The following is a 23,301-nucleotide window of genomic DNA, read 5'->3' on the forward strand; positions in this document are numbered from 1 at the left end:
GATAGGTAATGTGGTGAATACTCCAGAACCCGGCCCTTTTAGCAGGGCCACCACCACTGGCAGATAAAGGATATGGCGTTCTTCGTATTCATGGGTTTACTCTCTAACGAAAAAGAGCTGTTCTGTCAAGGAGAACCCCGGGGAAAACACCGGGGAGGAACACGATTTTTTCCTTTTAATATTCACGCATGTTCCGGAAAAGGCGCAAAGCCCCGGGACAAAAAGGGCTGCGGCTCACGCCCCCCGGTAACGGAACCAGGCGGCGCAGCTTCCTTCCGTAGAAACCATGCAGGGGCCGGTGGGATTCTGCGGCGTGCAGACCCTGCCGAAAAGCGGACACCTGTCGGGGGTAAGCGCGCCGCGCAGGATATCGCCGCAGCGGCAGCCGGGGATATGCCCCGTTTCCTCAAATTCCAGACCGAGGCTTTCCATGGCATCGAAGTCGCGCCATTCGTCGCGCAGGGCAAGGCCGCTCTGAGGAATGCGCCCGAGTCCGCGCCAGCGCGCATCCGTCACCGTGAACACCGTATCCATGATGCGGCGGGCCTGAGGGCTCCCTTCCGCACTCACGGCGCGCATGTAGGTATTGCCCACCCGGGGCCTGTTCTCCCGCAGCATTTCCACCATGAGGCAGAGTGCGGAAAGAATGTCCGCAGGTTCGAAGCCTCCCACCACGGCGGGCCTGCCGTACTCTCGCGCAAGAAAGGCGAAGGGTTCAAGCCCCAGCACCACGGCCACATGCCCGGGCAGCAGGAAGGCGTCGACGCGGCTCTTTTCCTCTCCCTCCAGCAGGGCCCTCATGGCCGGAGGCACAAGCTTGTTGCAGGCGATGATGCGGAAGTTGGTCACGTTCGCCTTGCGCGCGGCCATGACGGCCCCGGCAATGACCGGAGCCGTGGTCTCGAAGCCCACGGAAGGAAAGACCACCGTATCCGCAGGATGTTCCGCCGCCAGTCTTACCGCGTCCAGCGGAGAATAGACCACCTGCACGCGCGCCCCTTCCGCCATGGCGTGCTTGAGGGAACGCCCGTCCGGCCCGGGCACGCGCAGAAGGTCGCCGAAGGTGGCCACCACGACGTTCGGCTTTTCCGCCGCACGGAGAAAGGCCGCCACCTCGGAATCGTGGGTCACGCATACCGGACAGCCCGGCCCGGAAAGATGTTCAAGCCCTTCGGGCAGAAGCGAACGCAGCCCGCTCCGAAAAAGGGAAACCGTATGCGTACCGCATACTTCCATAAAGCGTACCGGCCGGCCCAGAGCCTGAAGCTCGCGGGAAAGGCGGTCAAGCAGCGCCCGGCAGAGCGCCGGATCGTGGAAGGAGGAAGAAATATCCATGCCTGCTCCTGAAAATGTTTCTCTTCTTGGGTAAACGCCGTGCCCGGCCCTGTCAACGGATGGAGCCGGAACCGCTTCACGCGCCGCATGGTCCCCGGCATGACGGCGCGCCCGGTCCGCGTCGCCGGAGAAACGCCCTGCCTTCTTTCCCCGGCAGGGGCGATGCCTGCGCAGCCGGAGCAGAACAACAGGAATGTGAAACGATGCGTCTGCCGGAACCTCCGCGGGCCTGCGGAACGCTGCCCCCGGAAGGCGCGACGAGGCAGCCTCCGTGTCTGGCCGCGGCCTGCCCCGCCCGCCTTCCGCCGCAGCGCAGCGAAGAGGCAGAACGCCGTGCGCAGGTTCTTCCCCGCCGGTACACGGCAACCCTTTAATATTGTTTTTCTTATGCTTTTTCAGAATCTCCCCCGGCCTGCCCGGATTCTTTCCCCTGCCGGGGAGAAATTCCTTGACAAAAAAGGCGTTCAAAGATATTTGATATCGTTCTTTGGCCTAACTTTGTGTTTTTATTTTGGAGGAACACATGCCTACTATTCAGCAGCTTATCCGTATCGAACGGAAGAAGGTGGTGAAGAGAAAGAAGACCCCGGCTCTGCAGGAATGCCCCCAGCGCCGCGGCGTGTGCACCCGTGTGTACACCACCACCCCCAAGAAGCCTAACTCCGCTCTTCGTAAGGTCGCCCGTGTGCGCCTGACCAACGGCATCGAAGTTTCGGCTTACATCCCCGGCGAAGGCCACAACCTTCAGGAACACTCCGTCGTGATGATCCGCGGCGGCCGTGTGAAGGACCTTCCCGGTGTCCGTTACCACATCGTTCGTGGTACCCTGGACACCTCCGGCGTGCAGGATCGCCGTCAGCGTCGTTCCAAGTACGGCGCCAAGCGTCCCAAGAACTGATTTTAGAGTCTTCACTCCATTTTTATGGTCTTTCAGTGGTTCTGAAGGCCATTCCAACTTTCTTACGGAGGAATCACCATGCCCCGCAAAGGTCCCATTGCAAAAAGGGAAATTTTGCCTGATCCGATCTACAACAGCCGCCTCGTGGCCCGCTTCGTGAACCGTCTCATGTACGACGGCAAGAAGGGCCCGGCGGAAACGATCTTCTACCGCTCTCTGGAAATCCTCGGTGAAAAGACGGGCGAAGAAGCTCTGCACGCCTTTGAAAAGGCTGTGGAAAACGTCAAGCCCCATGTGGAAGTCAAGTCCCGTCGCGTGGGCGGCGCCAACTATCAGGTGCCCGTCGAAGTGCGCCCCGAACGCCAGATTTCCCTGGCTCTGCGCTGGCTCATCACCTATTCCCGCGCCCGCGGTGAAAAGGGCATGATCGCCAAGCTGTCCGCCGAACTCATCGATGCCTTCAACAATCGCGGCGGTTCCGTGAAGAAGAAGGAAGACACCCATCGCATGGCCGAAGCCAACAAGGCCTTCGCCCATTTCCGCTGGTAGGCCGCCATGTCCAACCGTACCTTTGAAATCAAGGATCTGCGCAATATCGGCATCATGGCCCATATTGACGCCGGCAAGACGACGACCACCGAACGTATCCTTTTCTACACGGGCGTGAACCACAAGATCGGTGAAACGCACGAAGGCGAGTCCACCATGGACTGGATGGAACAGGAAAAGGAACGCGGCATCACCATCACCTCCGCCGCCACCCACTGCCAGTGGAAGGGCCGCACCATCAACATCATCGACACCCCCGGGCACGTGGACTTCACCATCGAAGTGGAACGTTCCCTGCGTGTGCTCGACGGCGCCGTGGCCGTGTTCGACGGCGTGAACGGTGTGGAACCCCAGTCTGAAACCGTGTGGCGTCAGGCCAACCGCTACAACGTGCCCCGTATCTGCTTCATCAACAAGATGGACAGAATCGGCGCGGACTTCTTCCATTCCGTGCAGACCATCCATGACCGCCTGAAGGCCAACCCCGTCATGCTGCAGCTGCCCATCGGTCACGAAGATGAATTCCGCGGCGTGGTGGACCTCATCCGCGGCAAGGCCATCATGTTCGACAAGGAAAGCAAGGGTTCCGACTTCTGGGAAGAGGAAATCCCCGCCGACCTGATGGACCTGTACGAAGAAAAGCGTCTGGAAATGATGGAAGCCGTGGCCGAACAGGACGAGGCCATGATGGAAAAGTACCTTGAAGAAGGCACGCTTTCCGAAGAAGACCTCCACTACTGCATCCGCAAGGCCACCATCGCCCAGACCATCGTTCCCGTGCTGTGCGGCACCGCCTTCCGCAACGTGGGTGTGCAGCTTCTGCTCGACGCCATCGTCGAGTACCTGCCTTCTCCCCTCGACATCGCGGAAATGAAGGGCACCAACCCCCACACCGACGAAGAAGTGCTCTGCCCCGCCGACGACAAGGCTCCCCTTGCCGGTCTGGTGTTCAAGCTGGCGGCCGACCCCTACATCGGTCACCTTTCCTTCTTCCGCGTCTACTCCGGCTTCGTGGAACCCGGCATGTCCGTGCTGAACTCCACCTCCGGCAAGACGGAACGTATCGGCCGTATCGTGCGTATGCACGCCAACAAGCGTGAAGAAATCAAGTGGGCCGGCGCCGGCGACATCGTCGCTCTCGTGGGCCTCAAGAACGTCTCCACCGGCGATACCCTCTGCCACGACGACGCTCCCGTGGTTCTGGAATCCCTGGACATCCCGGATCCCGTTATCCAGGTTGCCATCGAACCCAAGACCAAGGCCGACCGCGACGCCCTTTCCGCCGCCCTCAACAAGCTCTCCAAGGAAGACCCCTCCTTCCGCGTGACGGGCGACGAGGAAACCGGCCAGACCCTGATCGCCGGCATGGGCGAACTCCACCTTGACATCATCGTGGACCGCCTGACCCGCGAATTCAACGTGAACGCCAACGTGGGCAAGCCCCAGGTTGCGTACCGCGAAACCATCACCAAACCCTCCAAGTCCGACACCAAGTACGCCAAGCAGTCCGGTGGTCGCGGCCAGTACGGCCATGCCGTCATCGAGGTCGAACCCAACCCGGGCAAGGGCTACGAGTTCATCAACTCCATCACGGGCGGCGTGATTCCCAAGGAATACATCCCCGCCATCGACAAGGGTATCCAGGACGCTCTGAAGAGCGGCGTGCTCGCCGGCTACCCCGCCGTGGACGTGAAGGTCAACCTCGTGTTCGGTTCCTACCACGAAGTGGACTCCTCCGAACAGGCCTTCTACGTTGCCGGTTCCATGGCCATCAAGGACGCCATGCGCAAGGCCAGCCCCGTGCTTCTGGAACCCATCATGAGCGTGGAAGTGGTGACTCCCGAAGATTACCTCGGCGACGTCATGGGCGACCTCAACGGCCGCCGCGGCAAGGTGCAGGCCATGGAAGCCCGCGCCGGCGCCCAGGTCATCAGCTGCCATGTGCCGCTGTCTGAAATGTTCGGTTACGCCACCGACCTGCGTTCCCGTACGCAGGGCCGCGCCACCTTCAGCATGCAGTTCGATCACTACGAAAGAGTGCCCGCCAGCATTGCTGAAGAACTGGTAGCCAAGAAGAACTAGTCGTACAGGGTATTCCCTGACAAGGCCAAAGAACGCGAAGGCCGGGGCGAAAGCTCCGGCCTTTTTTCATGCCTTTTCCGGCATGACGCGCATCCGGCTTCCCATGGAAGAAAGCCGACGACGCAGGCCGGAAGACTTCCGCCGCAGGGAGCCGTGCGGTATGCTCTCCTCCACGACGAAGAAAGAGGACCTCCCGCCCCGTAAACGCAAAAGGAAAAAGCTCCGCGGGGGATGCGGCCCCGGCACATTCCGGCTGCATTCCGGGGCGTTCCGCAAAAACGATATGCAGAAGCCGAAACGCAGCGCGAACACGGCCCGCGCCGCCTTCCCGCGCCGATACGGCAGAAGGCGGCCTCCCCTGCAGGCCGCAGGCAGACAAGCGTTGCGCCGCTGCGCTGTTTCTTCTTATAACGACACGGAATCATACTTTTCAGGGAAAAAACATGACGGAAAAGGAAAAAATGATCGCGGGCATGGTGTACAGCGTCCTTGACGAAGAACTGACGGCCCTGCACCGGGCCTGCGTGGACGCCTGCGCGATGTGCGACAGGCTTCTGCCCTCGCAGCTTGCCGAACGGAAAGAGCACCTTGCCCGCATTCTCGGCAGCACGGGCGAACGCTTTCTCATAGAACCCGGATTCATGTGCGATTACGGATTCAACATCAGTCTCGGAGAAAACTTCTTCGCCAACTACGGGCTTGTGATTCTCGACTGCGCGCCCGTGCGCTTCGGCGACAACTGCTTCATCGGGCCTCAGTGCGGCTTCTACACGGCCTGTCACCCCCTGAACGCGAAGGAAAGGGCCTCCGGTCTGGAATGGGCCAGACCCGTCACCGTGGGAAACGACGTATGGTTCGGCGGACACGTCACCGTTCTGCCCGGCGTAACCATAGGCGACGGCTCCGTCATCGGCGCGGGAAGCGTGGTCACACGCGACATTCCCTCCGGTATGGTGGCTGCGGGCAATCCCTGCCGGGTGCTGCGCCCCATCACGGAAAAAGACAGGATATCCGCCAGACCGTAGCCCTTCTGCGGAAGCAGGCGTCCTCTCTCCTCTCCGTCGCAGTACGCGGAAGAAACATGCCGGAATCTCCGGTTCCGAGGAAGCACCCCCCATGAAAGGCCCCTTGCGCCGCGCTCTTCCGGCGGAAAAGCACACGGATGCCGTTCCTTCCTCACAGGCGCTGAGCGCCGAAAAGACCTCCTCCGCCATCGTTGTGCGGAGCGCCGCCTTGCCGGAATTTCCTGCGCCCGCTCCGTCATCTTCTCCTTCCGGCAGGCCCGCTCCTGCCTCTCCCCGGAACGGAAACGGCGGAAACGCTCCATATTTCACGCAGGGGTGCCGGTCTCTCTCCGGGAGAGCGTCAAACCCCTTCGGCGGCGCATGTCCCTCATGCCGGAAGGCTGACGGAAAACAGGCATGAAAAAACGCTCCCCGCATGACGCGGAGAGCGTTTTTTCATGATGTTCCGGGAAACTAGTTGCCCAGAGCTTCCTTCAGCGCTTCACCGTAGGAGGCGTATTCTTCGGCATAGAAAGCCTGCGCCTGTTCCGGTTCCATCCACCAGGGGTTCATGCTGAGCTTGCGCACGGCTTCGGCGTATTCGGGGCTGTTCACCACTTCGCGCATGGTATCCACGAGTACCTTGACGACGTCGTCAGGCATTCCCTTGGGCGCAATGCAGGCCTGCCACATGATGAAGTTCTTGTTCAGGCCGATATCCGCAGAGTTCGGCATGGGCAGGTTGTCCACCTTCTTGTCGGAGAACTGCACGAGGCCGTACACTTCATACTGGGAAAGCGCCACGGGCATGTCGGCATGGAACTGCAGACGGTCGGCGGCTATTTCCTTCATGATTTCCGGCGTGGAACGGTAAGGAACATAGCGGAACTTGAGTCCGTAATGCTTGGCCAGAGCGAGCACGGGCACATGGCTCATGTTGCCCTTGCCGGAAATGCCCACGATGTACTTGCCCGGGGCCTTCTTCACGATTTCCACCATTTCCTCGATATTCTTCCACGGAGCGTTCTTGCCGGTCATGAGCACCACGGGCTGCTGGGTGGCCATGCCGATGAACTGGAAGCTGTCCACTCCGTAGGGCAGCTTCTTCATGTGGGGCTGGAGGCACAGCGCGCCGGTGGGGTCGAAGCCGATGGTATAGCCGTCGGGCTTGGCCTGGGCTATCTGAGTGGTACCCTGGGTGCCGCCCGCGCCCACCACGTTCTGCACGACCACGGGCTGGCCGAGCTTCTTTTCCATCATTCCGGCCAGCACGCGGGCGGGAAGGTCGTTGGAACCGCCCGCGCCGAAGGGCACGATCATGGTGATGGGGCGTTCAGGATAGGCGGCGAGAGCGGATCCGGCCGCAAGCAGCGTACAGGCGAAAGCCAGACCGAGGCGTTTGAAGAGACTGTTCATGCTTGCTCCTTGTACAGGGTTGAGGTTTCGCGCCCCTTTTCGGGCGGACGAAGAAAGCGGGCGGAAGCGGGCTCCGCCCGGCCGGAACATCAGCTCCGCGCCCTGGCGCGGCGCAGAAGCGGCATACAGAGAATGAGCGCGGTGACGGCGAACAGGCAGAGCGCGATGGGCGACTGGGAAATGAACTCCCACCAGCCGAGATCGGCCTTGTACAGGGTCATCTGGCCTATGCTCATTTCAAACTGCTGGCCGAGTACGAGGCCTATGACGATGGGCGGCATGGGGAAGCCGCTGCGGCGCAGAAGATAGGCGGCGATGCCCGCGCCTATGGTGACGGCCACGTCGTTGATGTTGCCGCGCGAACCGTAGGAACCCAGCACGCAGAGTACGGTGATGAGCCCCATGAGAATGGGTTCCGGGGTCTTGAGCAGATAGTTGAATATGCGCGTGGTCAGACAGCAGCAGGGCCACATGAGCAGGTTCGCCACGGCAAGCGCCACGAAAATGCCGTACACGATGCCCGGATTGTCGGTCATGAGGCGCACGCCGGGCGTGATGCCGTGCAGAATGAAGGTGGCCAGCATGATGGCGGTGACCGGGTCGCCCGGAATGCCGAGGGCGAGGGAGGGAACCAGAGCGCCGCCGGTCACGGCGTTGTTGGCGGATTCTGCGGCCACGATGCTGTCGGGTTCGCCGGTGCCGAACTTGTCGCGCCGGGGGCTGGTGCGCTGCGCTTCACCGTAGGCGATGAAGGCGGCGGTGGTGGCTCCCGTACCGGGGAGAATGCCGATGAAGGTGCCGATGAGGGAAGACTTGATGAGCAGCCGGACGCGGCCGCGGAAGTCGGAGGGGCGCGGCATCTTCACGATGCTGGAGGAAGCCACTACGGCCTGCTTCTCATGCAGCATCCGTTCCGCACGGTCGATGACTTCGGAAATGGCGAACACCCCCACGATGACGGCCACGGTATCCATGCCGCCGTCCAGCGCATAGAAACCGAAGGTGAAACGCGCATCGGGCGTGAAGGGCGACATGCCCACGCAGGCCAGAAGCAGACCGATGACGCCTGCGGCAAGGCCTTTGAGCTGATTCTTGCCCGACACGCTGGAAATGCAGGTGAGTCCCATGAGAATAAGGCCGAAGGTTTCCAGCGGGCCGAACTGAAGCGCGAAGGTGGCCACGGAAGGCGCGGCGAACGCCAGTATGACACAGGAAAAAAGTCCACCGAAAATGGAGGCGGCCAGCGCCCAGCCTATGGCCTCGCCGCCCTTGCCCATGCGGGCCATGGGATAGCCGTCGATGGAGGTGGCGGCAGACTGCGGGGTGCCGGGGGTATTGATGAGCACCGCGGCGATGCTGCCGCCGCAGGTGGAACCGCAGTACACGCCGAGCAGCAGCGCCATGGCCTGAAGCGGCTGCATACCGAAGGTGAAGGGCAGACAGATGGAAATGGCCACCACGGAACCGAGTCCGGGCAGCGCGCCGATGATCATGCCTATCATGACGCCCACAAGGTTCATGATCAGGGGGAAGGGACTCAGCACTTCGGCGAAGGTGGAAAGTATCATGTCCATAAACTATGCTCCCGGAAGATCAGAACAGCGTGCCCGTGGGCAGGGGAATACGCAGCACATAGGTGTAAAGCAGCCATATCAGCACCACGGACAGGCCGCATACGGCGGCAAGAAGGGGGAGCCTGCGCCAGCCCATGATGAAGGACACGGCAAAGGCCGCGACGAAGCTCGACACGAAGAAGCCCACCGTGGTGAACACGGCGGCATAGACGAGAAGCACGGCCATGATGCCCAGAGTACGCCGGGAAAAAATGGGCACCGCGGAAACCACGGGAGCAAGGCACAGCCCTCTGCCTGCCAGCAGCGCACCCAGAAACGCCAGCAGCAGAATGAGAAGACGCGGATACTTCATGGGGTCGATGTCGTCTTCAAACATGATCTCGCTGGGGTCGACCAGCGTCTGCGTGTAGAGAACCGCGCTCAGTCCCATGAGCAGAACGCCGCTTATCACATCCTGTTTCTTCATGCGTTTTCCTCCCCGGCGCTTGCGTTCAGAGGCACCACGTTGCCCCGGCACACCTCCTGCACCATGCGCAGCAGAAGATACAGACGAGGCGCCACGGTACGGACGGGCAGATATTCCTCGGGCGAATGCATGGCCACGCAGCCCGGCCCGAATCCGTCCAGCGAAGGACAGACCTGAGCGCTGAAACTCGTGTCGTTGCCGCCTATGGCATGGCGGTAGCCCAGTTCCATGCCCAGTTCCGCGCGCGCCATGTCGCGTACCTTTTCCGCCAGCGCGAGCGTGACGGGATTATTGCCGTAGGGCATGAGGGCTACGTCCATATCGAAGGAGACTTCGCTTTCCGCAAAGAGCCTGTTTTTGATGATTTCCCGTATGTCCTTCTCCACACGGTCAAATTCCGCCGCGTCCGCCACGCGGATGTTGAGCAGCGCTTCCGCGCGGTCGGGAATGACGTTGGGCCGGGAACCGAAGCTCCCCACCGTGGCGTTCACCGCCGTGCGCAGCTTCGGCCGGGAAAGCCCCTGAAGCTGAAGCAGCTGATGCGCGAGTTCCAGTCCGGCATTCACCCCGGCCGGAGGCTCGGCGGCGGAATGCGCCGCCCTGCCCCGCACGCGCAGCGTGCCGTTGGCCATGCCGCGCCCGCTTACGGTGATGAGATCGCCCTCCGCGCCGCTCAGTTCCATGTTGAGCGCGATGTCGTGCCCGCGCGCAAGGGCCATGATCTGTTCCCGGCTGCCGAGAGAGCCGGACTCCTCGTCGGAATTGCAGAAGACCGTAAGGGTATGCCAGTCGCACCCCTCAAGACCGCGCAGCATGGGCAGGGCGCGGAGAATCATGGCAAGGGAGGTCTGCATATCGGCCACGCCCGGGCCGAAGGCCTTCTCTCCGTCGCAGAAAAACGGCCTTTTCGCGGCTTCCCCGGCAGGAAACACCGTATCGTAGTGGGTGAGCACGAGTATCTTCGCCCTGCCCTTTCCCGCAAACGATGCGACGACATTCCATTTTCCCTGTTTCGGCGGAGCGGCTTCGAGCAGACGGACGCTTCCGCCCGCTTCCTCGAACAGAGCCTTGAGCGCTTCCGCCTTGCGCCGGAGACCGGGCAGGTCGTCGGTCCCGGAATCCATGTTCACCAGCCGTTCCGAAAGCCCCAGTACGGCGGGAAGCTCCCGCTCGCAGGCCTGAAGAAGCGCGTTGCCTTCCATGATTCACTCCGTAGTATCCTGACCAGTTTCATAAAAAATAGGGGCGGATGACGCCGCAGCAGCGGGTTTCATCCGGCCTTTTCCGCCCCGGCGGAGCTTCTTTCTTCCGACCGGGGCCGGTACTTCCCCCGCCTTGCAGGGGAAGTCGCAGGCATCATACGGCGCTTTTGCCGGAAAAGACGGGCGGGGAATGTTCCCGGAGCCGTCGCCGCGCCTTTTCCGGCGGGGAAGCGCATCCCCGGCAAAGCCTCCGCCGCGCGAAGCGCTTCAGAGGCCCGCCGCTAGTAAAAGAGATTTTCCGGGAAGTAGATGTGCATGACGTCGGTAAAGAAAAGCTGGAAGAACAGCAGGAACAGCGCCACATACGCCACGTTGCCCACCATGCCCTTCACGGAATGCTTCTTTTCCAGAAGAAACAGCGTGGTGAGCATACCGAGCCCCATGAAGAGCTTGAAGGAAAGGTACATGGCCCCCAGGCACTGAGCCACGAAAATCGCGGAAATGACGCACCAGCGCATGACGGGAATGCCCGCGAAGAAGGCCATGTGCGGCCCGCCCGTCAGAAACGCCCGCAGGCCCAGAAGGACGCTCGCACCCATGAGCAGGTAGATGATGCACATGGGGAAGATATATCCTTCCTGGGGAATGTTCACGAGCTGGGAGCGCATCAGCAGGCAGAACAGGATGACGACGACGGCGCAGCTGACATCGACGATACGGCTGTTGTTCATGACGGTCTCCTTATCCTGCGGCCTGCCCGGCCTTGCGGGCGGCGGAGATTTCCTTCCAGATGGAGTAGACGAGGGAAAGAACGGTGAGGGCGATGAGCACGAGGCTCTGCGGGCGGGAGAAGAAGAACATGACCACGTTGCCTTCCGCCGCGCCGAGGTGCAGGGAAAGCTTGAAGCCTTCTTCCATCATGCCGCCGAGAATGAGGCCAAGCGCCATGGGCGCCACGCCGAACTTGTAGCGGATGAGGATGTAGCCGATGAGGCCGCCCGCGCACATGGAGATGACGTCCATGGCCGAGGTGCTGATGGAGTACGCGCCCACCACGGACATGGCGATGATGGCCACCACCAGGAAGTTCTGAGGAATCTGGAGCACGCGCACGAAGATGCGCACCAGCACCAGGCCGAGAACGAGAATCATGATGTTGGCGAGGAAAAGACCGATGAAGTAGGTGAACACCACGTCGCTCTGTTCCGTAAACAGGGCGAAGCCGGGCTTGAGGCCGTGCGTCATGAGCGCGCCGAGCATGACGGCGGCGGGGGCGCTGCCGGGAATGCCCAGGGTGAGCATGGGAATCTGCGCGCCGCCGACCACGGCGTTGTTGCACACTTCGGGGGCCATGATGCCTTCCATGATGCCGGTACCGAACTTCTCCGGCTTGCGGGAGAAGCGCTTGGCCTCGTTGTAGGCGATGAAGGTGGCGATATTGCCGCCCGCGCCGGGCATGATGCCGATGATGAGGCCCACCACGCCGGCCACGCCCACCACCCAGATGCGGCGGAAAAAGTCCTTGAGCGTCTGCCAGAACACGCCGGGAGCCGGACGGTAGGGAGCCATGCCGCCGTGTTCGCCCGCAGGCTTGAGCAGCATGAGCGCCTGAGGAATGGCGAAAAGACCGATGAGCGCCGGCACCACGTTGATGCCGTTCATAAGTTCCATGGTATTGAAGGTGAAGCGGGGGATGCCGGTGATGGGGTCCATGCCCACGCAGGCGAAAAGCAGGCCGAGAAGAGCGCCGATGATGCCCTTGAGCACCTGCCCGGAAGAAAGGGAGGCGATGATGGTGAGCGCGAACACGCAGAGCCAGAACTGCTCCGGCGCGCCGAAGCTCATGGCCACATGGGCCAGAGGCACGGAAAGGAAGATGAGGGCGCATACCCCGAAAAGTCCGCCGAAGACGGAGGAAATGAGCGCGGTGAGCAGCGCCTTCTGCGCCTGCCCGTTCTGCGCCATGGTATGCCCGTCGAAGGTGGTGCACAGCGCCGCCGCCGTGCCGGGAGTATTGATGAGGATGCTCGGAATGCTGCCGCCGTATTCCGAACCGCAGTACACGGAGCCGAGCATGAGCAGGGCGACGCCGGGTTCCAGGCCGAAGGTGAACGGCAGAAGAAGCGCGATGCCGAGCGTGCCGGAAAGGCCGGGTATGGCACCCATGATGATGCCGAAGCAGGCGCTCAGCGCCATGAGCAGCAGCGTCATCGGTTCAAAAAGATTGGAAAGAACGACCGAGATATCAAACATACACGCCTCGCTGCGTTTCCGTAATGAGAGCGGAACCGGCCCGGTCGGATCGTGCCCATGAACCCCGGGCGGTAAGAACAGAGGCCGGGAGAAGGCCGAAGCCTCCCCCCGGCGCAGACGTTACTTAATGAAGCCGTAGGACTTGAGAATGCTGACGGCCTTGTCCTTTTCCCGCTGGATGATTTCGCCGAATTCCTTGCCGTTCGTGTAATACGGGGTCAGTCCGGCGCCGCGCACGGCTTCCTGATACTCAGGATTGGCGCAAAGTTCGGCAAGCTTGGCTTCCAGGTACTTCTGGGCTTCGGCCGGGAACTTGGGAGGCGTGGCGATGCCGCGGTACTTGGCGGATTCCAGCGCATAGCCCTGTTCCTTGAAGGTGGGAACGTCGGGGCACAGGTCGTAGCGTTCCTTGGTGGCGATGGCCAGACCGCGGGCGCCTTCCATGCGCAGGAAGTTGGAGGTGGAACCGAAGTAGCAGTCCACTTCGCCGCTCAGAAGCGCAGGAGCAGCCTTGCCGCCGCCGGGATAGGGAACCTGGGTGAACTTGGCGCCGGTGAGCTTTTCAATCTGCATGAGGAAGAGATGGTCGCCGGTGAACTTGCCCACGGTGCCCACCTTCAGCTTGCCGGGGTTGGCCTTGGCGTAGTTGACGAGTTCTTCCAGCGTCTTGAACTTGCTGTTTTCCTTCACCATGACCACGTCGGGGTCGAACACGAGGTTGCAGAGAGGATTGAGCTGTTCGGTCTTGTAGCCGGGCTGACCTTCGGCGCGCAGCAGAGGCTGAAGCACGATGTGAGGCAGATCCACGCCGCCTACGGTGTAGCCGTCGGCCCTTGCGCCGATGAGCCACGTCCAGCCCACTTCACCGCCCGCGCCGGGCTTGTAGGTCACCACGATGGGCTGGGATATGACGCCCCGGGCGTATTTTTCAATGAGGCGGTGGCTCACGTCGCTGCCGCCGCCGGCATTGAAGGCCGTCATCAGCGTGATGGGCTTGGCGGGATAGTCCGCAGCATGAGCCGTGACGCCGGCACAGAGGGAAAGGGCCATGACCGGAGCGATGATCCAGGACAACTTTTTCATGTCAACCTCCTGAAGGTTACGAAAAAGGTATGATTCCAGAGCCGTTCCAAAAAACCTTATTTTCCGAGATAGGCTTCCACCGCTTCAAAGGAGGCTTCCACGGCTTCGGGATATTCCGAATCGCTCGTGGCCACCTGCGGGGAGTTCAGACCGTGACCGGTAAGATTGCAGACCGTGACGCCGGGGTCTTCGAAACCGGGCATCTTCGTCAGCTTGTCCAGAGCCGCCACGGAGACCACGCCCGCAGGTTCCGTGAAGATGCCTTCCTCACGGCCGAGGGCGCGGATGGCGCGGATGAAGTCGTCGTCGGACACCGTAATCATGGTGCCGCCGGTGGTGCGCACGGCCTCGAGGCAGTATTTGCCCCAGTAGGGATTGTTGTTCATGATGGCGTCGGAGAGAGAAGGCTTCTTCTCCACGGGAACGACAACGTCCTTTCCTTCGCGGAATGCCGTGGCCGTGGGGCAGCAGGCTTCAAGCTGCACGCCCACCAGACGGGGCATACGTTCGATGATGCCCGCTTCCAGCATTTCGGAGAAGCCGTCGTAGGCGGCCACCATGCCCGCACCGCCGCCGCAGGGAATGAGCACGGTATCCGGCACACGGCCGAGCTGCTGCACGATGCCGTAGGCGAAGGTACGCTTGCCCGCCACGCGGTAGGGGTTGGGCCCGCCGCACTGATACCAGCCCTTCTCGCGCACCATCTGCGCGCAGACGCGGCTTGCGGCGGCCATGTCGCCGTCGATGCGCACCACTCTGCCGCCGTACACGAGGCTCTTGAAGATCTTGGCGGGGGAAACCTGCTTCTGCACGAAGACCACAGGGCGCAGCCCGGCGCGGGAACCGTAGGCCGACACGCTGGCCGCATTGTTGCCGGAAGAGGCAAGGCAGATGGTGCTGCAGCCCGATTCCAGCGCCTTCAGCACGCAGAGCGCGGTGCCCCGGTCCTTGAGGGACAGGGTGGGCCCCTGCTCTATCTTGAAATACAGGTCCCTGATGCCGCGGGAAGGCCCGTAGCGATGGGAGCGCAGAAGCGAGGCTTCCTTTTCCCCGAGCGTCACTTCGGCGATGAGCGACTCGTCGGAAATGGGCAGGATGGAACGCCACTGGTAGAGATAGGAACGGTCGTCATAGGCGGGGAGTCCGCCCTTCAGCGCCTCGCGGATGGAGCCGGGCGCAAAGTCGACACGCATGGGAGCCCCGCATTTGGGGCAGGAAAGGGAAAATTCGGATTCGGCGATGCGCGTTCCACAATCGCGGCAAACAAGGCCCGTACATTCAGCGTTCATATTTTCTCCTGGAAAATAAGAAGGTTAAACACCATGTTTCATGGCCGCCCATACGGGAAGGCCCCGACTCTTGCCTTTTCACGGTCAGTATGTGAAAAGAAAAACATCTTGTCAACATCGGTCGACAGTTTTTTGTCGACAAAAAACGATAAAATTTTTCCAGGGAAAAAATCATGAAGAATCTGCTTGATGAAGCCCCCGCGCTCCGCATTCTGCACGCGGCGGGCATGGAGGCCGCGGGACTCTGCTATGAGTATCAAGAACGCGGAGGCACACGCGACGCGGCGCAGAAGCTCCGCGTGGAAGAACACCTCGTGATCAAGAGCCTCGTGTTCGACAACGGCAGGGAGGGGGAGGAGCGCAGAGCCGTCATGGCGCTCACCCACGGCGACACGCGCGTTTCCATGCACAGGCTGGAGCGCCTTTCCGGCATACGCCGCCTTCTGCCCTCCTCCCCGGAAACGGCGCTGGAGCTGACGGGGTACATGCCGGGCGGCATCTGCCCCTTCAACCTGAAGACTCCCCTGCCCGTGTTTGCGCAGCAGACGCTGCTCGAGCTACCGCTGGTGTACATCAATGCCGGGGTGCGCGGCGTGGTGGCGGCCATGCGGCCCTTTGCCCTGAGCATCGTGTCCCCGGTATGGGGAGAACTCTCCAGCGGGCAGGACCACTGAACCTTTTGACAGGAAAGCGCCCATAAGCTAAAATTTTCGCCGCCCGAGCAGCCGGCGAAAAACCTCGTCGCCCCGTTTCCGCGGGGTCTGCGCCCGGGGCCGAAGCTTCCCGCCCCTGCGGGAAAATCCCCAGGCATCACTTCACCTGCCCAGGAAGGATACTGCCTGCGCCCTTCCGCCGCCCTGCCGGGCGCGGAGCCGCACCGGGCGTATCCCGACAGGGTGGAAGCCGTGCGCCCGAGCCAGTATGCGAATCGTCGGAGGTCATGTGCAGCAGTTCAATAAAACCACCTACAGTGAAAAAGTCGCGCATCTCATCATGCAGCGCATCCGCAGCGGCAGACTCAGGCCCGGCGACTCCATAGGCGAAGCGGCCATGGCGGACGAATGCGGCATAAGCCGCGCCCCGGTGCGCGAGGCCCTGCATCACCTCGAAGCGGAAGGGCTGCTCATGTCGCACCCCAAAAGGGGCAAGTGCGTGACCATACTCACCCCGGAAAGCATTCGTGCAAACTACGAACTGAGCGCCATACTGGAAAGCGAGGCCGCCGTGACCGCGGCAGAGAACATGCCCCCCAAGGTACAGGAAAGGCTCACCTTTCTGATGGAGCAGATGCGCGAGGCCGTCGCTTCGGGAGGCAGTTACGAAGAACATGCGGAACTCGGAACGCAGTTTCATGAAACCATACTCAGCCTTTCCGACAACGCCCTGCTCCGCTCCCTTGCCTCGCGTTTCAGCCGGGTGATCTCGAAATACCTGCTCTATCAGGAATGGCGCACCATCTACACCCCGGAAGAACTCTTCGACAGACACAACCGCATTTACGAAGCGCTCTGCGCCCGCGACCCGGAACGCATCCGCAAGGCCATCCGCGCCCATTACGCCGAATCGGTGGAAAGGCTTGCCTGCTTCTGCGATCAGAAAACTCCCTCGCGCCGCAGAAAGGGCGACGCGCACTTCCCCACCGAATAGCGCCCTCCGCGCACGTTTTCGCCGGAACGAAGAACCGGCGCACTTCACTTTGTCGACAGTAGACAGTTGACTAAACATGCGGTTGCCGGTATTGCTTGCCTTAACTACGGAAAAATCCGTGCGGCCTGCGTCCTCTGTCACATGCAACAGCTCCGGGCCATTCCGGAGAAAAGGAGTTCTCTATGGCTAACATGAAGGCTAAGTATCTGGGCGATCTGCGCGTCGAATGCACCCACATCGCGAGCGGCACCACCATCATCACCGACGCCCCCGTGGACAACAACGGCAAGGGCGAAGCCTTTTCTCCCACCGACCTGTGCTCCACGGCCCTGGCCTCCTGCTGCATGACCATCATCGGCATTTACGCCAAACAGCACGACGTGGACGTGACGGGCACGGAAATCACCATCACCAAGGTGATGAGCGCCAATCCCCGCCGCATCGGCAAGATCGAAGTCATCCTCGACATGCCCGACCGCGAATACACCGACCGCCAGAAGGCCGCCATCGAGCATTGCGCCCACAGCTGCCCCGTGCACCTGAGCCTGCACCCCGACGTGGAACAGGTGTTTGTCTTCAACTGGAAGCGCTGATATAAAGTCCTGACCCGCCGCAGTTTTTTGCGCCGGGCGATGCTGTAACCCCTAACGGAGCGATTCCACATGAAAAACATCGTCTTTACCGCCGATGCCCCCGCGGCCATCGGCCCCTACTCCCAGGCTGTGAAGGCCGGCAACACCGTGTATCTTTCCGGCCAGATCGGCATGAACCCCGCCACCGGCGAACTCGTTTCCGCCGATGTGAAGGAACAGACCGCCCAGGCTCTCAAGAACATGAAGGCCGTGCTTGCCGCCGCCGGCGCCACCGTCGACAACGTGGTGAAGACCACGGTGTTCCTCACCGACATGGCCGACTTCCAGGCCGTGAACGCCGTGTACGCCGAGACCTTCGCTTCCGACGCTCCCGCCCGCTCCTGCGTGGCCGTGGCCGCCCTGCCCAAGGGCGCCCGCGTGGAAGTGGAAGCCATCGCCGTCCTGTAGCGGCAACCTTCGCCTTCCGGCGTCTTTCCGGGCCGCAGTCTCAACGACGGCGGCCCTTTTTCTTTACCGCACCGCCGGAAACCGACAAGGCGAAAAAAAACGGCCTTTTCCCGCCTTTTTCCCCTTCAAACGCACCCAGGAAGGCAGACATGAAAAAAACGCTCGGCATCATCGGCTGCGGAGCCATGGGCCGCCTCATCGGCCTGCATGTGCAAGACAGACTTGCACACCTTTACGACCTGGCAGGCGTCTCTTCTCGCACGGAAGCACACGCCGAAACGCTCGGCCGGGAACTTTCCGTCCCCGCCATGCCTCTGGATACGCTCATTTCCCGCTGCGACGTTCTGGTGGAATCCGCAAGCGCCGCGGCCATGCCCTCCATCGTCCGCGCCTGCCTTGCGGCGCAGAAGGAAGTGATATGCCTGAGCGTGGGCGGCTTTTCCCTGGATGCCGCTCTTCTCGACGAGGTTACGCGGCAAAGCTGCCTCGTGCATGTGCCCTCGGGCGCGGTGGCCGGGCTCGACGGCATACGCTCCATGCGTGAAATGGGCCTGGAAAGCCTTGCCCTGACCACGGTGAAAAGACCGGAGAGCCTGGGACTTGCCGACATTTCCGCGCTGCCCCCCGCGGGAGAAGGCTTTTCGCCCGAAGCAAGGCTGGTGTTTGAAGGCAACGCCGCCGAGGCCATCCGCCGCTTCCCCGCCAACGTCAACATCGCCGTGGCCCTGTCCCTGGCAGGAAACGGCTTTGAGAGCACCACCGTGCGCCTCATCGCCGACCCCTCCGCCCGGGGCACGCGGCACAGCATCACGGCCCGCGCCGGAAGCTGCTCTCTGGAAGTTGCGGCCGCGCCCGCGCCTCTCAGGGAAAATCCCAGAAGTTCCGCTCTCGCCATGTATTCCGTTCCCGCTCTGCTGCGGCAGCTCGCCTCGCCGCTGCGCCTTGCGGGCTGATCCTCTTTCCCCCGGAGAATGCCCATGTCACAGGAAATCGAAGTCCGTTTTGAACAGAAGGGCGATGTCTATACCGTGCATACCGGTTCCCCCGTGCTCGGCGACATCGTCATGGATTATTCCGGCTATCCCGAAGACGCACGGGGAGGCAACTCCTCCATACTGCTCATTTCCGCCGCGCTGAGCTGCTTCTGCGGCAGCGTGAGGGCCGCCCTCGTGGCCCGGGGCGTGCCGTTCCGTTCCCTTCAGGCCGTGGGGAAGGGCGTGAAAACCATGAACGAACAGGGCTCCATGCGCCTCTCCTCCCTTTCCATCGAGGTTTCCGTGGATCTCGACGATGAATGGCTCCCCCAGCTCGAGCACTGTGCGAAAATCGTGAAGCGCTGCCTCATCACCGCTTCCCTGCTCGACGGCATCGCCGTGGAGCATCACATCTGCCGGGCCTGAAAGGTTCCGTCGTCCGGCGCATCATCCCTTGAAGACATGAAAAGACCCGTCCGCAAGGCGAACGGGTCTTTTTTCATACGTGGCGGCACAGAAGATGCGCCGCATTCGGGCCGGACGGAACGCCGGAGAGGCGGACGCGTGCGGCTTAGAATTCAGGCACGCATTCCAGGCTGAGGTCGTTGGGAATGACCATGACGGGGATGCGGGTCTTGCCGATGATGCTTTCGGAAGGCTTGTTGAACAGAGAACCGAACAGGCCCTTGGTGGACATGCTGCCGATGACGATGAGGTCGGCGCAGTACTTGTCGATGATCTTGAGCAGTTCTTCCTCGACCTTGCCTTCGGTGAGCACGATGGTGGTGTCGAGACCGGCGAAGTGCTTGTTCACATAGGCGGTAAAGGCGTCTTCATTGGCCTTGCGGCTTTCGTCGATGAGCTTTTCCACCATGCTCTTGCTGCCGGTGCGGCGCAGGATGCTTTCGTTGTCGGCAGCCACATGGACGAGGATGAGCTTGGCGTCGTTCTGACGGGTGATGTCGTTCGTGTACTGAGCCACGTCGTCGGGATTTTCAGAAAGGCTGATGCAGCAGACGATATTGGAAAAAACAGACATGGTATCCTCCTGTTTTCGTGATGACGAACATCTTTTTCTCAATTTTCCTTACTTTTCAATAAGAGTACGAACATTGTCAAGCTGGTGTTTAAAAACACATGTTTTAAGCAGACATGCCTTCCCGGCCTGCCGGAAGCCGCCGCAGACCGCTTTCCCGGGGCAGAGACATCCCTCTCCCCGCCGCCGTCGTCTTCCGCGGAATCGGACCGAAACAGACGCATGGACGCTCTTTCTCAAGCAGAAGCCCCTTTTTTCCCCTCTCTCCCGGCTCCGAGCCTCGCCCGGCAGGGCACCTGCGGCATGAAAAACCGCCTTGAAGGAAGAAACTCCGCGCAAAGGGACGCGGTGTCAGCTTCGTGGAGGCGGCAATGTGAAATTACTCCGAAGCGGGTGTTTTCCTGAAAAAAAGTGTGTCCTGACCTGAAAAAGCACGGCTCCGGGGCCGTATTTTCCGGCAGTTTTGCCCTCTCCCCGCCCGTTGTCGGCCCTTTTTCCGGTGCACGGAACAGGGCGGCGGGCCGGCGCTCTTCCGCGCTGCATGTCGTGCGCCGAAAAGCGCGTGCGGATGAGGGGAAAGAACATGCCCGCTTCCTCATCCGGCCGCACGTTCCGCAGGGCTGTCCCCCGGCCACGTCACGCCGTCCGGTCATGGAAATATGGCCGATACAGGGAAATATCTGATTCTCAAACCGGGCAAGAGTCTGCTTCCTGTACAGGTCGCGCTTGTCCATCCGTTTCCGCTCGTAATATTCCTGAGCCACCGCCTGAAAGGTGCGCGCCTGTTCCTGCTCTCTCCGTTCCGCCCCGGCCTTGTCCGCCTTCCTTTTTTCACCGGGGTCTAGGCCCTGTGCCAGAAGTTCCCGCGCCTTGTCCCTCGCCTGCCGGGCCATCTTGAGGGAGACATCAGGATATACGCCAAGGGCAAGGGACTTCTGCTTTCCGGCAAAACGATAGGAGATCCGCCAGTACTTCCCCTCCTGAAAGTTGAGGCCTCCCCCATCGGACGCCTTACTGACCTTCTCGCCTTTCTGCGCACGCCCATGAAGGCCGCGTACTTTGGTATCCGTCAAGGCCATGGGGCCTTTCCTGCCGTGTTGGTATCTGATGCTTCCATGCTGTTCACGGCAAAAATATACCAACAATTATGCCAACACTATGTTGGCAGGTCTATAGACATCATGGGAGGACATGAAAGAGATGATGGAGGTTAAAAACAAAGCCTCATAAGAAGCCATAACTTCTTATGAGGCCTTATGCTTCTACAGCATGGTCGGGGCGACTGGATTTGAACCAGCGACTCCCTGCTCCCAAAGCGGTCATGGTAGTAACCGAGTTACATTTAACATGTGTAAATAACTCTGTTTCTATAATCAAGTTAAAATGGTTAAAAAAACTTTGTCGAGCACTTTTTGAGGCAAAAAATTATCCTAAATCTTATCCCGCCCCCTCAAGAGAAGCTTTCCCCCGCCCCCACAATCAGAGTTTAAATCCGGCCGAAATCGCCAAGCGGATTACCGCTGAGGGCCGTCGTCGCGGGTCCTTCCCGGCTGAGGGACAGAGCAACACAGGGCAACCCCCAGCTCTCGGTCGCTATTCATGGAATGGAACCCGTGGACAAATGGAATCCGTGGAGGTGACGGCATGAGCATGACCTCGGAACAAATCATGCAGGCCATGAAGGAGCTGACTTCCCTTCCGAAGGAAGAACAGGTTCGCGTGATGCGCGCGCTGACTTCCCGGCAGTCGGAAGAACTTCTTGCGCGGGTGCACCCGGAAGAAGCGGTGGTTTTCCCGACGGAATTGCCGAACCTCCGGGACGCTTCCAACTGGCCTGACGGCGACGAGATTTCCGACGGGGAAATTCTGGCCTACTTCGGCGAGTCCATGCTGGGAGACGCCAAGCTCTACGCTCGTCTCAATCGCGGCATGGTGGTCTATGTCCGGTACTGGGAAAGGTTCCTTGTATGGGCCGGGCACCACTGGGAAGATGACCACTACGGCATCGCCTTCCAGAGAATTGAGTCGGTGGTGAAGCTCTACGAGCGTGTGGCCGCGCTCAAGAGAAACGAACTGGAAGACAAATCCCTGAGCAATGAAGAAAAGAGGATGATCGAAGGCCTGGTGAACCAACTGGATCGGCGCATCAAGCAGCTCCGCTCAAAGCAGGGTCAGGAAAACCTTCTGACCCAGATTACCAGAATTCCCTATCCGCTTGTGGTTCTCCCTGACGAGATAGACAAGAAGTATTTTTCATTGGCCTGTCCCAACGGCGTGGTGGATCTCAAGACCGGACTGTTTCGGCCGGGTATCCCTGATGACTACATCCTCAATTACTGCGTAACGCCTTTTTCGCCTGAGCTGTTGGAAGTTTCAGACCCGTGTCCTGAGACATCCCGGTTTCTTCTAAGCTCGATGAATGAAGATGAGGAGCTGGTAGACTTCATATGGCGCATACTCGGTTATGGCCTGATTCGGGAAAGAAGTGACCATAAGTTCATCGTATTCTGGGGCGCGCATGGTCGAAACGGAAAGGACACGCTCATAAAGCTGGTGACGAAGGTCTTGGGCAAGAACCTGTCGGGCGACGTGCCCGTGGAAGTCTTCCTTCAGACCGGCCAGGCAAGAAACAGCGCGGCGCCGTCCCCGGACATTCTGGCCCTGAAGGGTATGTGCCTGGCATGGATCAATGAGGCCGAGGACGGGCAGAAATTCGCCATGGCGCGCCTCAAAAAATTGACGGGCGGCGGCGAGATTTCCGGTCGCGGCCTCCAGGACAAGAAGGCGACTACGTTCGAGCAGACCCATCTGCCCATCATGACCACCAATGAACTGCCGCGTTCGAAGTCGGAAGACTCGGCGTTCTGGGCGCGCATGATCATCGTGAAATGGGAACTCTCCTTTGTAGACGAGCCCAAGGAAGAGTACGAGCGACCGGCGGACAAGCATCTGGACGCCAAGGTCCAGGAGGAAGCCCAAGGCGTGCTCGCCATGATGGTGCGCGGTGCCATCGATTACCTGAAAAACGGCCTCCAGATCCCCGAAAAGGTCAAGGCGTGGACCATGGAACAGCGCGATTCCCTCGATGATCTGGCCGAATTCCTTGAGGAGTGCTGCGTCATGGAAGAAAGGCATGAGCTTCCTTCCGCGTACTCGACACGCATCAAGGCCGGCGACCTTCGGGATTGTTGGAACCTCTGGTACGCGGAGAACCGCGACAGGAAGCATATCCCCGGCGGTCGCTCGCTTAGTCTCAAGCTCGACCAGCGCGATATTCCCAGAATCCGCTCCAACGGCACGTGGCGGCTCGGACTTGAACTCAAGCCTGACTGGCGCTCACGCGTGGAAGATGAGCAGCAAAAGTACTCCTCTCGCAGAGATGCGTCCAGTTATGTCCAAAATGAGTTTTAGTAACATACTGTTTTTATTGGAGAAAAGGAGTGTCATTTTTCA

General features: G+C 60.7%; 21 protein-coding genes and 3 pseudogenes. 13 read left to right on the forward strand and 11 right to left on the reverse strand.

Annotated features, from left to right (window positions below; translation table 11 throughout):
- Nucleotides 1-234: 234 nt before the first annotated feature.
- Nucleotides 235-1,335 carry a hydrogenase formation protein HypD gene (gene hypD, locus CZ345_RS13345; protein WP_077073591.1) on the reverse strand — a complete coding sequence of 367 codons (1,101 nt, stop codon included), beginning with the start codon at nt 1,333-1,335 and terminating at the stop codon, nt 235-237.
- A gap of 523 nt (nt 1,336-1,858) precedes the next feature.
- Between hypD and rpsL the strand changes: the two genes are divergently transcribed.
- The 5 genes and pseudogenes from rpsL to CZ345_RS17790 all read left to right on the forward strand — a co-directional run.
- Nucleotides 1,859-2,233: a 30S ribosomal protein S12 gene (gene rpsL / locus CZ345_RS13350; RefSeq protein ID WP_077073592.1), complete on the forward strand. Its 375-nt coding sequence runs from the start codon at nt 1,859-1,861 to the stop codon at nt 2,231-2,233.
- A 78-nt stretch (nt 2,234-2,311) separates the two neighbouring features.
- Complete coding sequence (gene rpsG / locus CZ345_RS13355; RefSeq protein ID WP_077073593.1) at nt 2,312-2,782, forward strand: 30S ribosomal protein S7; 471 nt, start codon at nt 2,312-2,314, stop codon at nt 2,780-2,782.
- 6 nt (nt 2,783-2,788) lie between these two features.
- A complete protein-coding gene (gene fusA, locus CZ345_RS13360; protein ID WP_077073594.1) occupies nt 2,789-4,864 on the forward strand; it encodes an elongation factor G in 2,076 nt (691 codons plus the stop codon).
- Nucleotides 4,865-5,325: 461 nt separating this feature from the next.
- Nucleotides 5,326-5,466, forward strand: a pseudogene (locus CZ345_RS17785) (maltose acetyltransferase domain-containing protein); the annotation flags it as partial.
- A gap of 234 nt (nt 5,467-5,700) precedes the next feature.
- Nucleotides 5,701-5,803: pseudogene (locus tag CZ345_RS17790) on the forward strand (DapH/DapD/GlmU-related protein); the annotation flags it as partial.
- A 539-nt stretch (nt 5,804-6,342) separates the two neighbouring features.
- On the opposite strand, the gene CZ345_RS13375 reads toward CZ345_RS17790, so the two are convergent.
- From CZ345_RS13375 to CZ345_RS13410, 8 genes are all read right to left on the reverse strand, one after another.
- Complete coding sequence (locus CZ345_RS13375) at nt 6,343-7,284, reverse strand: Bug family tripartite tricarboxylate transporter substrate binding protein (protein ID WP_077073597.1); 942 nt, start codon at nt 7,282-7,284, stop codon at nt 6,343-6,345.
- A gap of 89 nt (nt 7,285-7,373) precedes the next feature.
- Complete coding sequence (locus CZ345_RS13380; RefSeq protein ID WP_077073598.1) at nt 7,374-8,858, reverse strand: tripartite tricarboxylate transporter permease; 1,485 nt, start codon at nt 8,856-8,858, stop codon at nt 7,374-7,376.
- Between the two features lie 19 nt (nt 8,859-8,877).
- Nucleotides 8,878-9,324 carry a tripartite tricarboxylate transporter TctB family protein gene (locus CZ345_RS13385; protein ID WP_077073599.1) on the reverse strand — a complete coding sequence of 149 codons (447 nt, stop codon included), beginning with the start codon at nt 9,322-9,324 and terminating at the stop codon, nt 8,878-8,880.
- A complete protein-coding gene (locus CZ345_RS13390) occupies nt 9,321-10,526 on the reverse strand; it encodes a M20/M25/M40 family metallo-hydrolase (RefSeq protein WP_077073600.1) in 1,206 nt (401 codons plus the stop codon). Before CZ345_RS13390 ends, CZ345_RS13385 begins: the two co-directional genes overlap by 4 nt.
- Nucleotides 10,527-10,807: 281 nt before the next feature.
- Nucleotides 10,808-11,257 (reverse strand): hypothetical protein, encoded by a 450-nt coding sequence (locus tag CZ345_RS13395; RefSeq protein ID WP_077073601.1) that lies wholly within the window; start codon nt 11,255-11,257, stop codon nt 10,808-10,810.
- Between the two features lie 10 nt (nt 11,258-11,267).
- Nucleotides 11,268-12,779 (reverse strand): tripartite tricarboxylate transporter permease, encoded by a 1,512-nt coding sequence (locus tag CZ345_RS13400; protein ID WP_077073602.1) that lies wholly within the window; start codon nt 12,777-12,779, stop codon nt 11,268-11,270.
- A 120-nt stretch (nt 12,780-12,899) separates the two neighbouring features.
- Nucleotides 12,900-13,862: a Bug family tripartite tricarboxylate transporter substrate binding protein gene (locus tag CZ345_RS13405; protein ID WP_077073603.1), complete on the reverse strand. Its 963-nt coding sequence runs from the start codon at nt 13,860-13,862 to the stop codon at nt 12,900-12,902.
- 56 nt (nt 13,863-13,918) lie between these two features.
- The gene (locus tag CZ345_RS13410; RefSeq protein WP_077073604.1) at nt 13,919-15,151 is read right to left on the reverse strand and encodes a threonine synthase; all 1,233 of its coding nucleotides are present in this window, start codon (nt 15,149-15,151) and stop codon (nt 13,919-13,921) included.
- A 173-nt stretch (nt 15,152-15,324) separates the two neighbouring features.
- Between CZ345_RS13410 and CZ345_RS13415 the strand changes: the two genes are divergently transcribed.
- The 6 genes from CZ345_RS13415 (at nt 15,325) to CZ345_RS13440 (ending at nt 19,238) form a co-directional block, all read left to right on the forward strand.
- A complete protein-coding gene (locus CZ345_RS13415; protein WP_077073605.1) occupies nt 15,325-15,825 on the forward strand; it encodes an aminoacyl-tRNA deacylase in 501 nt (166 codons plus the stop codon).
- Between the two features lie 247 nt (nt 15,826-16,072).
- Nucleotides 16,073-16,798, forward strand: a complete 726-nt coding sequence (locus CZ345_RS13420; RefSeq protein ID WP_239446696.1) for a GntR family transcriptional regulator — start codon at nt 16,073-16,075, stop codon at nt 16,796-16,798.
- Nucleotides 16,799-16,980: 182 nt separating this feature from the next.
- Nucleotides 16,981-17,391 carry an OsmC family protein gene (locus tag CZ345_RS13425; protein ID WP_077073606.1) on the forward strand — a complete coding sequence of 137 codons (411 nt, stop codon included), beginning with the start codon at nt 16,981-16,983 and terminating at the stop codon, nt 17,389-17,391.
- A gap of 69 nt (nt 17,392-17,460) precedes the next feature.
- Nucleotides 17,461-17,838: a RidA family protein gene (locus CZ345_RS13430; RefSeq protein WP_077073607.1), complete on the forward strand. Its 378-nt coding sequence runs from the start codon at nt 17,461-17,463 to the stop codon at nt 17,836-17,838.
- A 149-nt stretch (nt 17,839-17,987) separates the two neighbouring features.
- A complete protein-coding gene (locus tag CZ345_RS13435; RefSeq protein ID WP_077073608.1) occupies nt 17,988-18,791 on the forward strand; it encodes an aspartate dehydrogenase domain-containing protein in 804 nt (267 codons plus the stop codon).
- Nucleotides 18,792-18,815: 24 nt separating this feature from the next.
- Nucleotides 18,816-19,238 carry an OsmC family protein gene (locus CZ345_RS13440; RefSeq protein WP_077073609.1) on the forward strand — a complete coding sequence of 141 codons (423 nt, stop codon included), beginning with the start codon at nt 18,816-18,818 and terminating at the stop codon, nt 19,236-19,238.
- Nucleotides 19,239-19,383: 145 nt separating this feature from the next.
- Here the strand turns inward: CZ345_RS13440 and CZ345_RS13445 are convergent, their stop codons facing one another.
- Nucleotides 19,384-19,851: a universal stress protein gene (locus CZ345_RS13445; RefSeq protein ID WP_077073610.1), complete on the reverse strand. Its 468-nt coding sequence runs from the start codon at nt 19,849-19,851 to the stop codon at nt 19,384-19,386.
- Nucleotides 19,852-20,507: 656 nt separating this feature from the next.
- On the opposite strand from CZ345_RS13445, the gene CZ345_RS17485 reads away from it, so the two are divergent.
- Nucleotides 20,508-20,693: a hypothetical protein gene (locus tag CZ345_RS17485; protein WP_239446697.1), complete on the forward strand. Its 186-nt coding sequence runs from the start codon at nt 20,508-20,510 to the stop codon at nt 20,691-20,693.
- A 33-nt stretch (nt 20,694-20,726) separates the two neighbouring features.
- Here CZ345_RS17485 and CZ345_RS17755 read toward each other — a convergent pair.
- Nucleotides 20,727-20,927 (reverse strand): annotated as a pseudogene (locus CZ345_RS17755) (Arm DNA-binding domain-containing protein); the annotation flags it as partial.
- A gap of 565 nt (nt 20,928-21,492) precedes the next feature.
- On the opposite strand from CZ345_RS17755, the gene CZ345_RS13455 reads away from it, so the two are divergent.
- Complete coding sequence (locus tag CZ345_RS13455) at nt 21,493-23,259, forward strand: DNA primase family protein (protein ID WP_162274980.1); 1,767 nt, start codon at nt 21,493-21,495, stop codon at nt 23,257-23,259.
- The last annotated feature ends 42 nt before the right edge of the window (nt 23,260-23,301 follow it).

The organism is Mailhella massiliensis (assembly GCF_900155525.1).
Classification (GTDB): Bacteria; Desulfobacterota; Desulfovibrionia; order Desulfovibrionales; family Desulfovibrionaceae; genus Mailhella; species Mailhella massiliensis.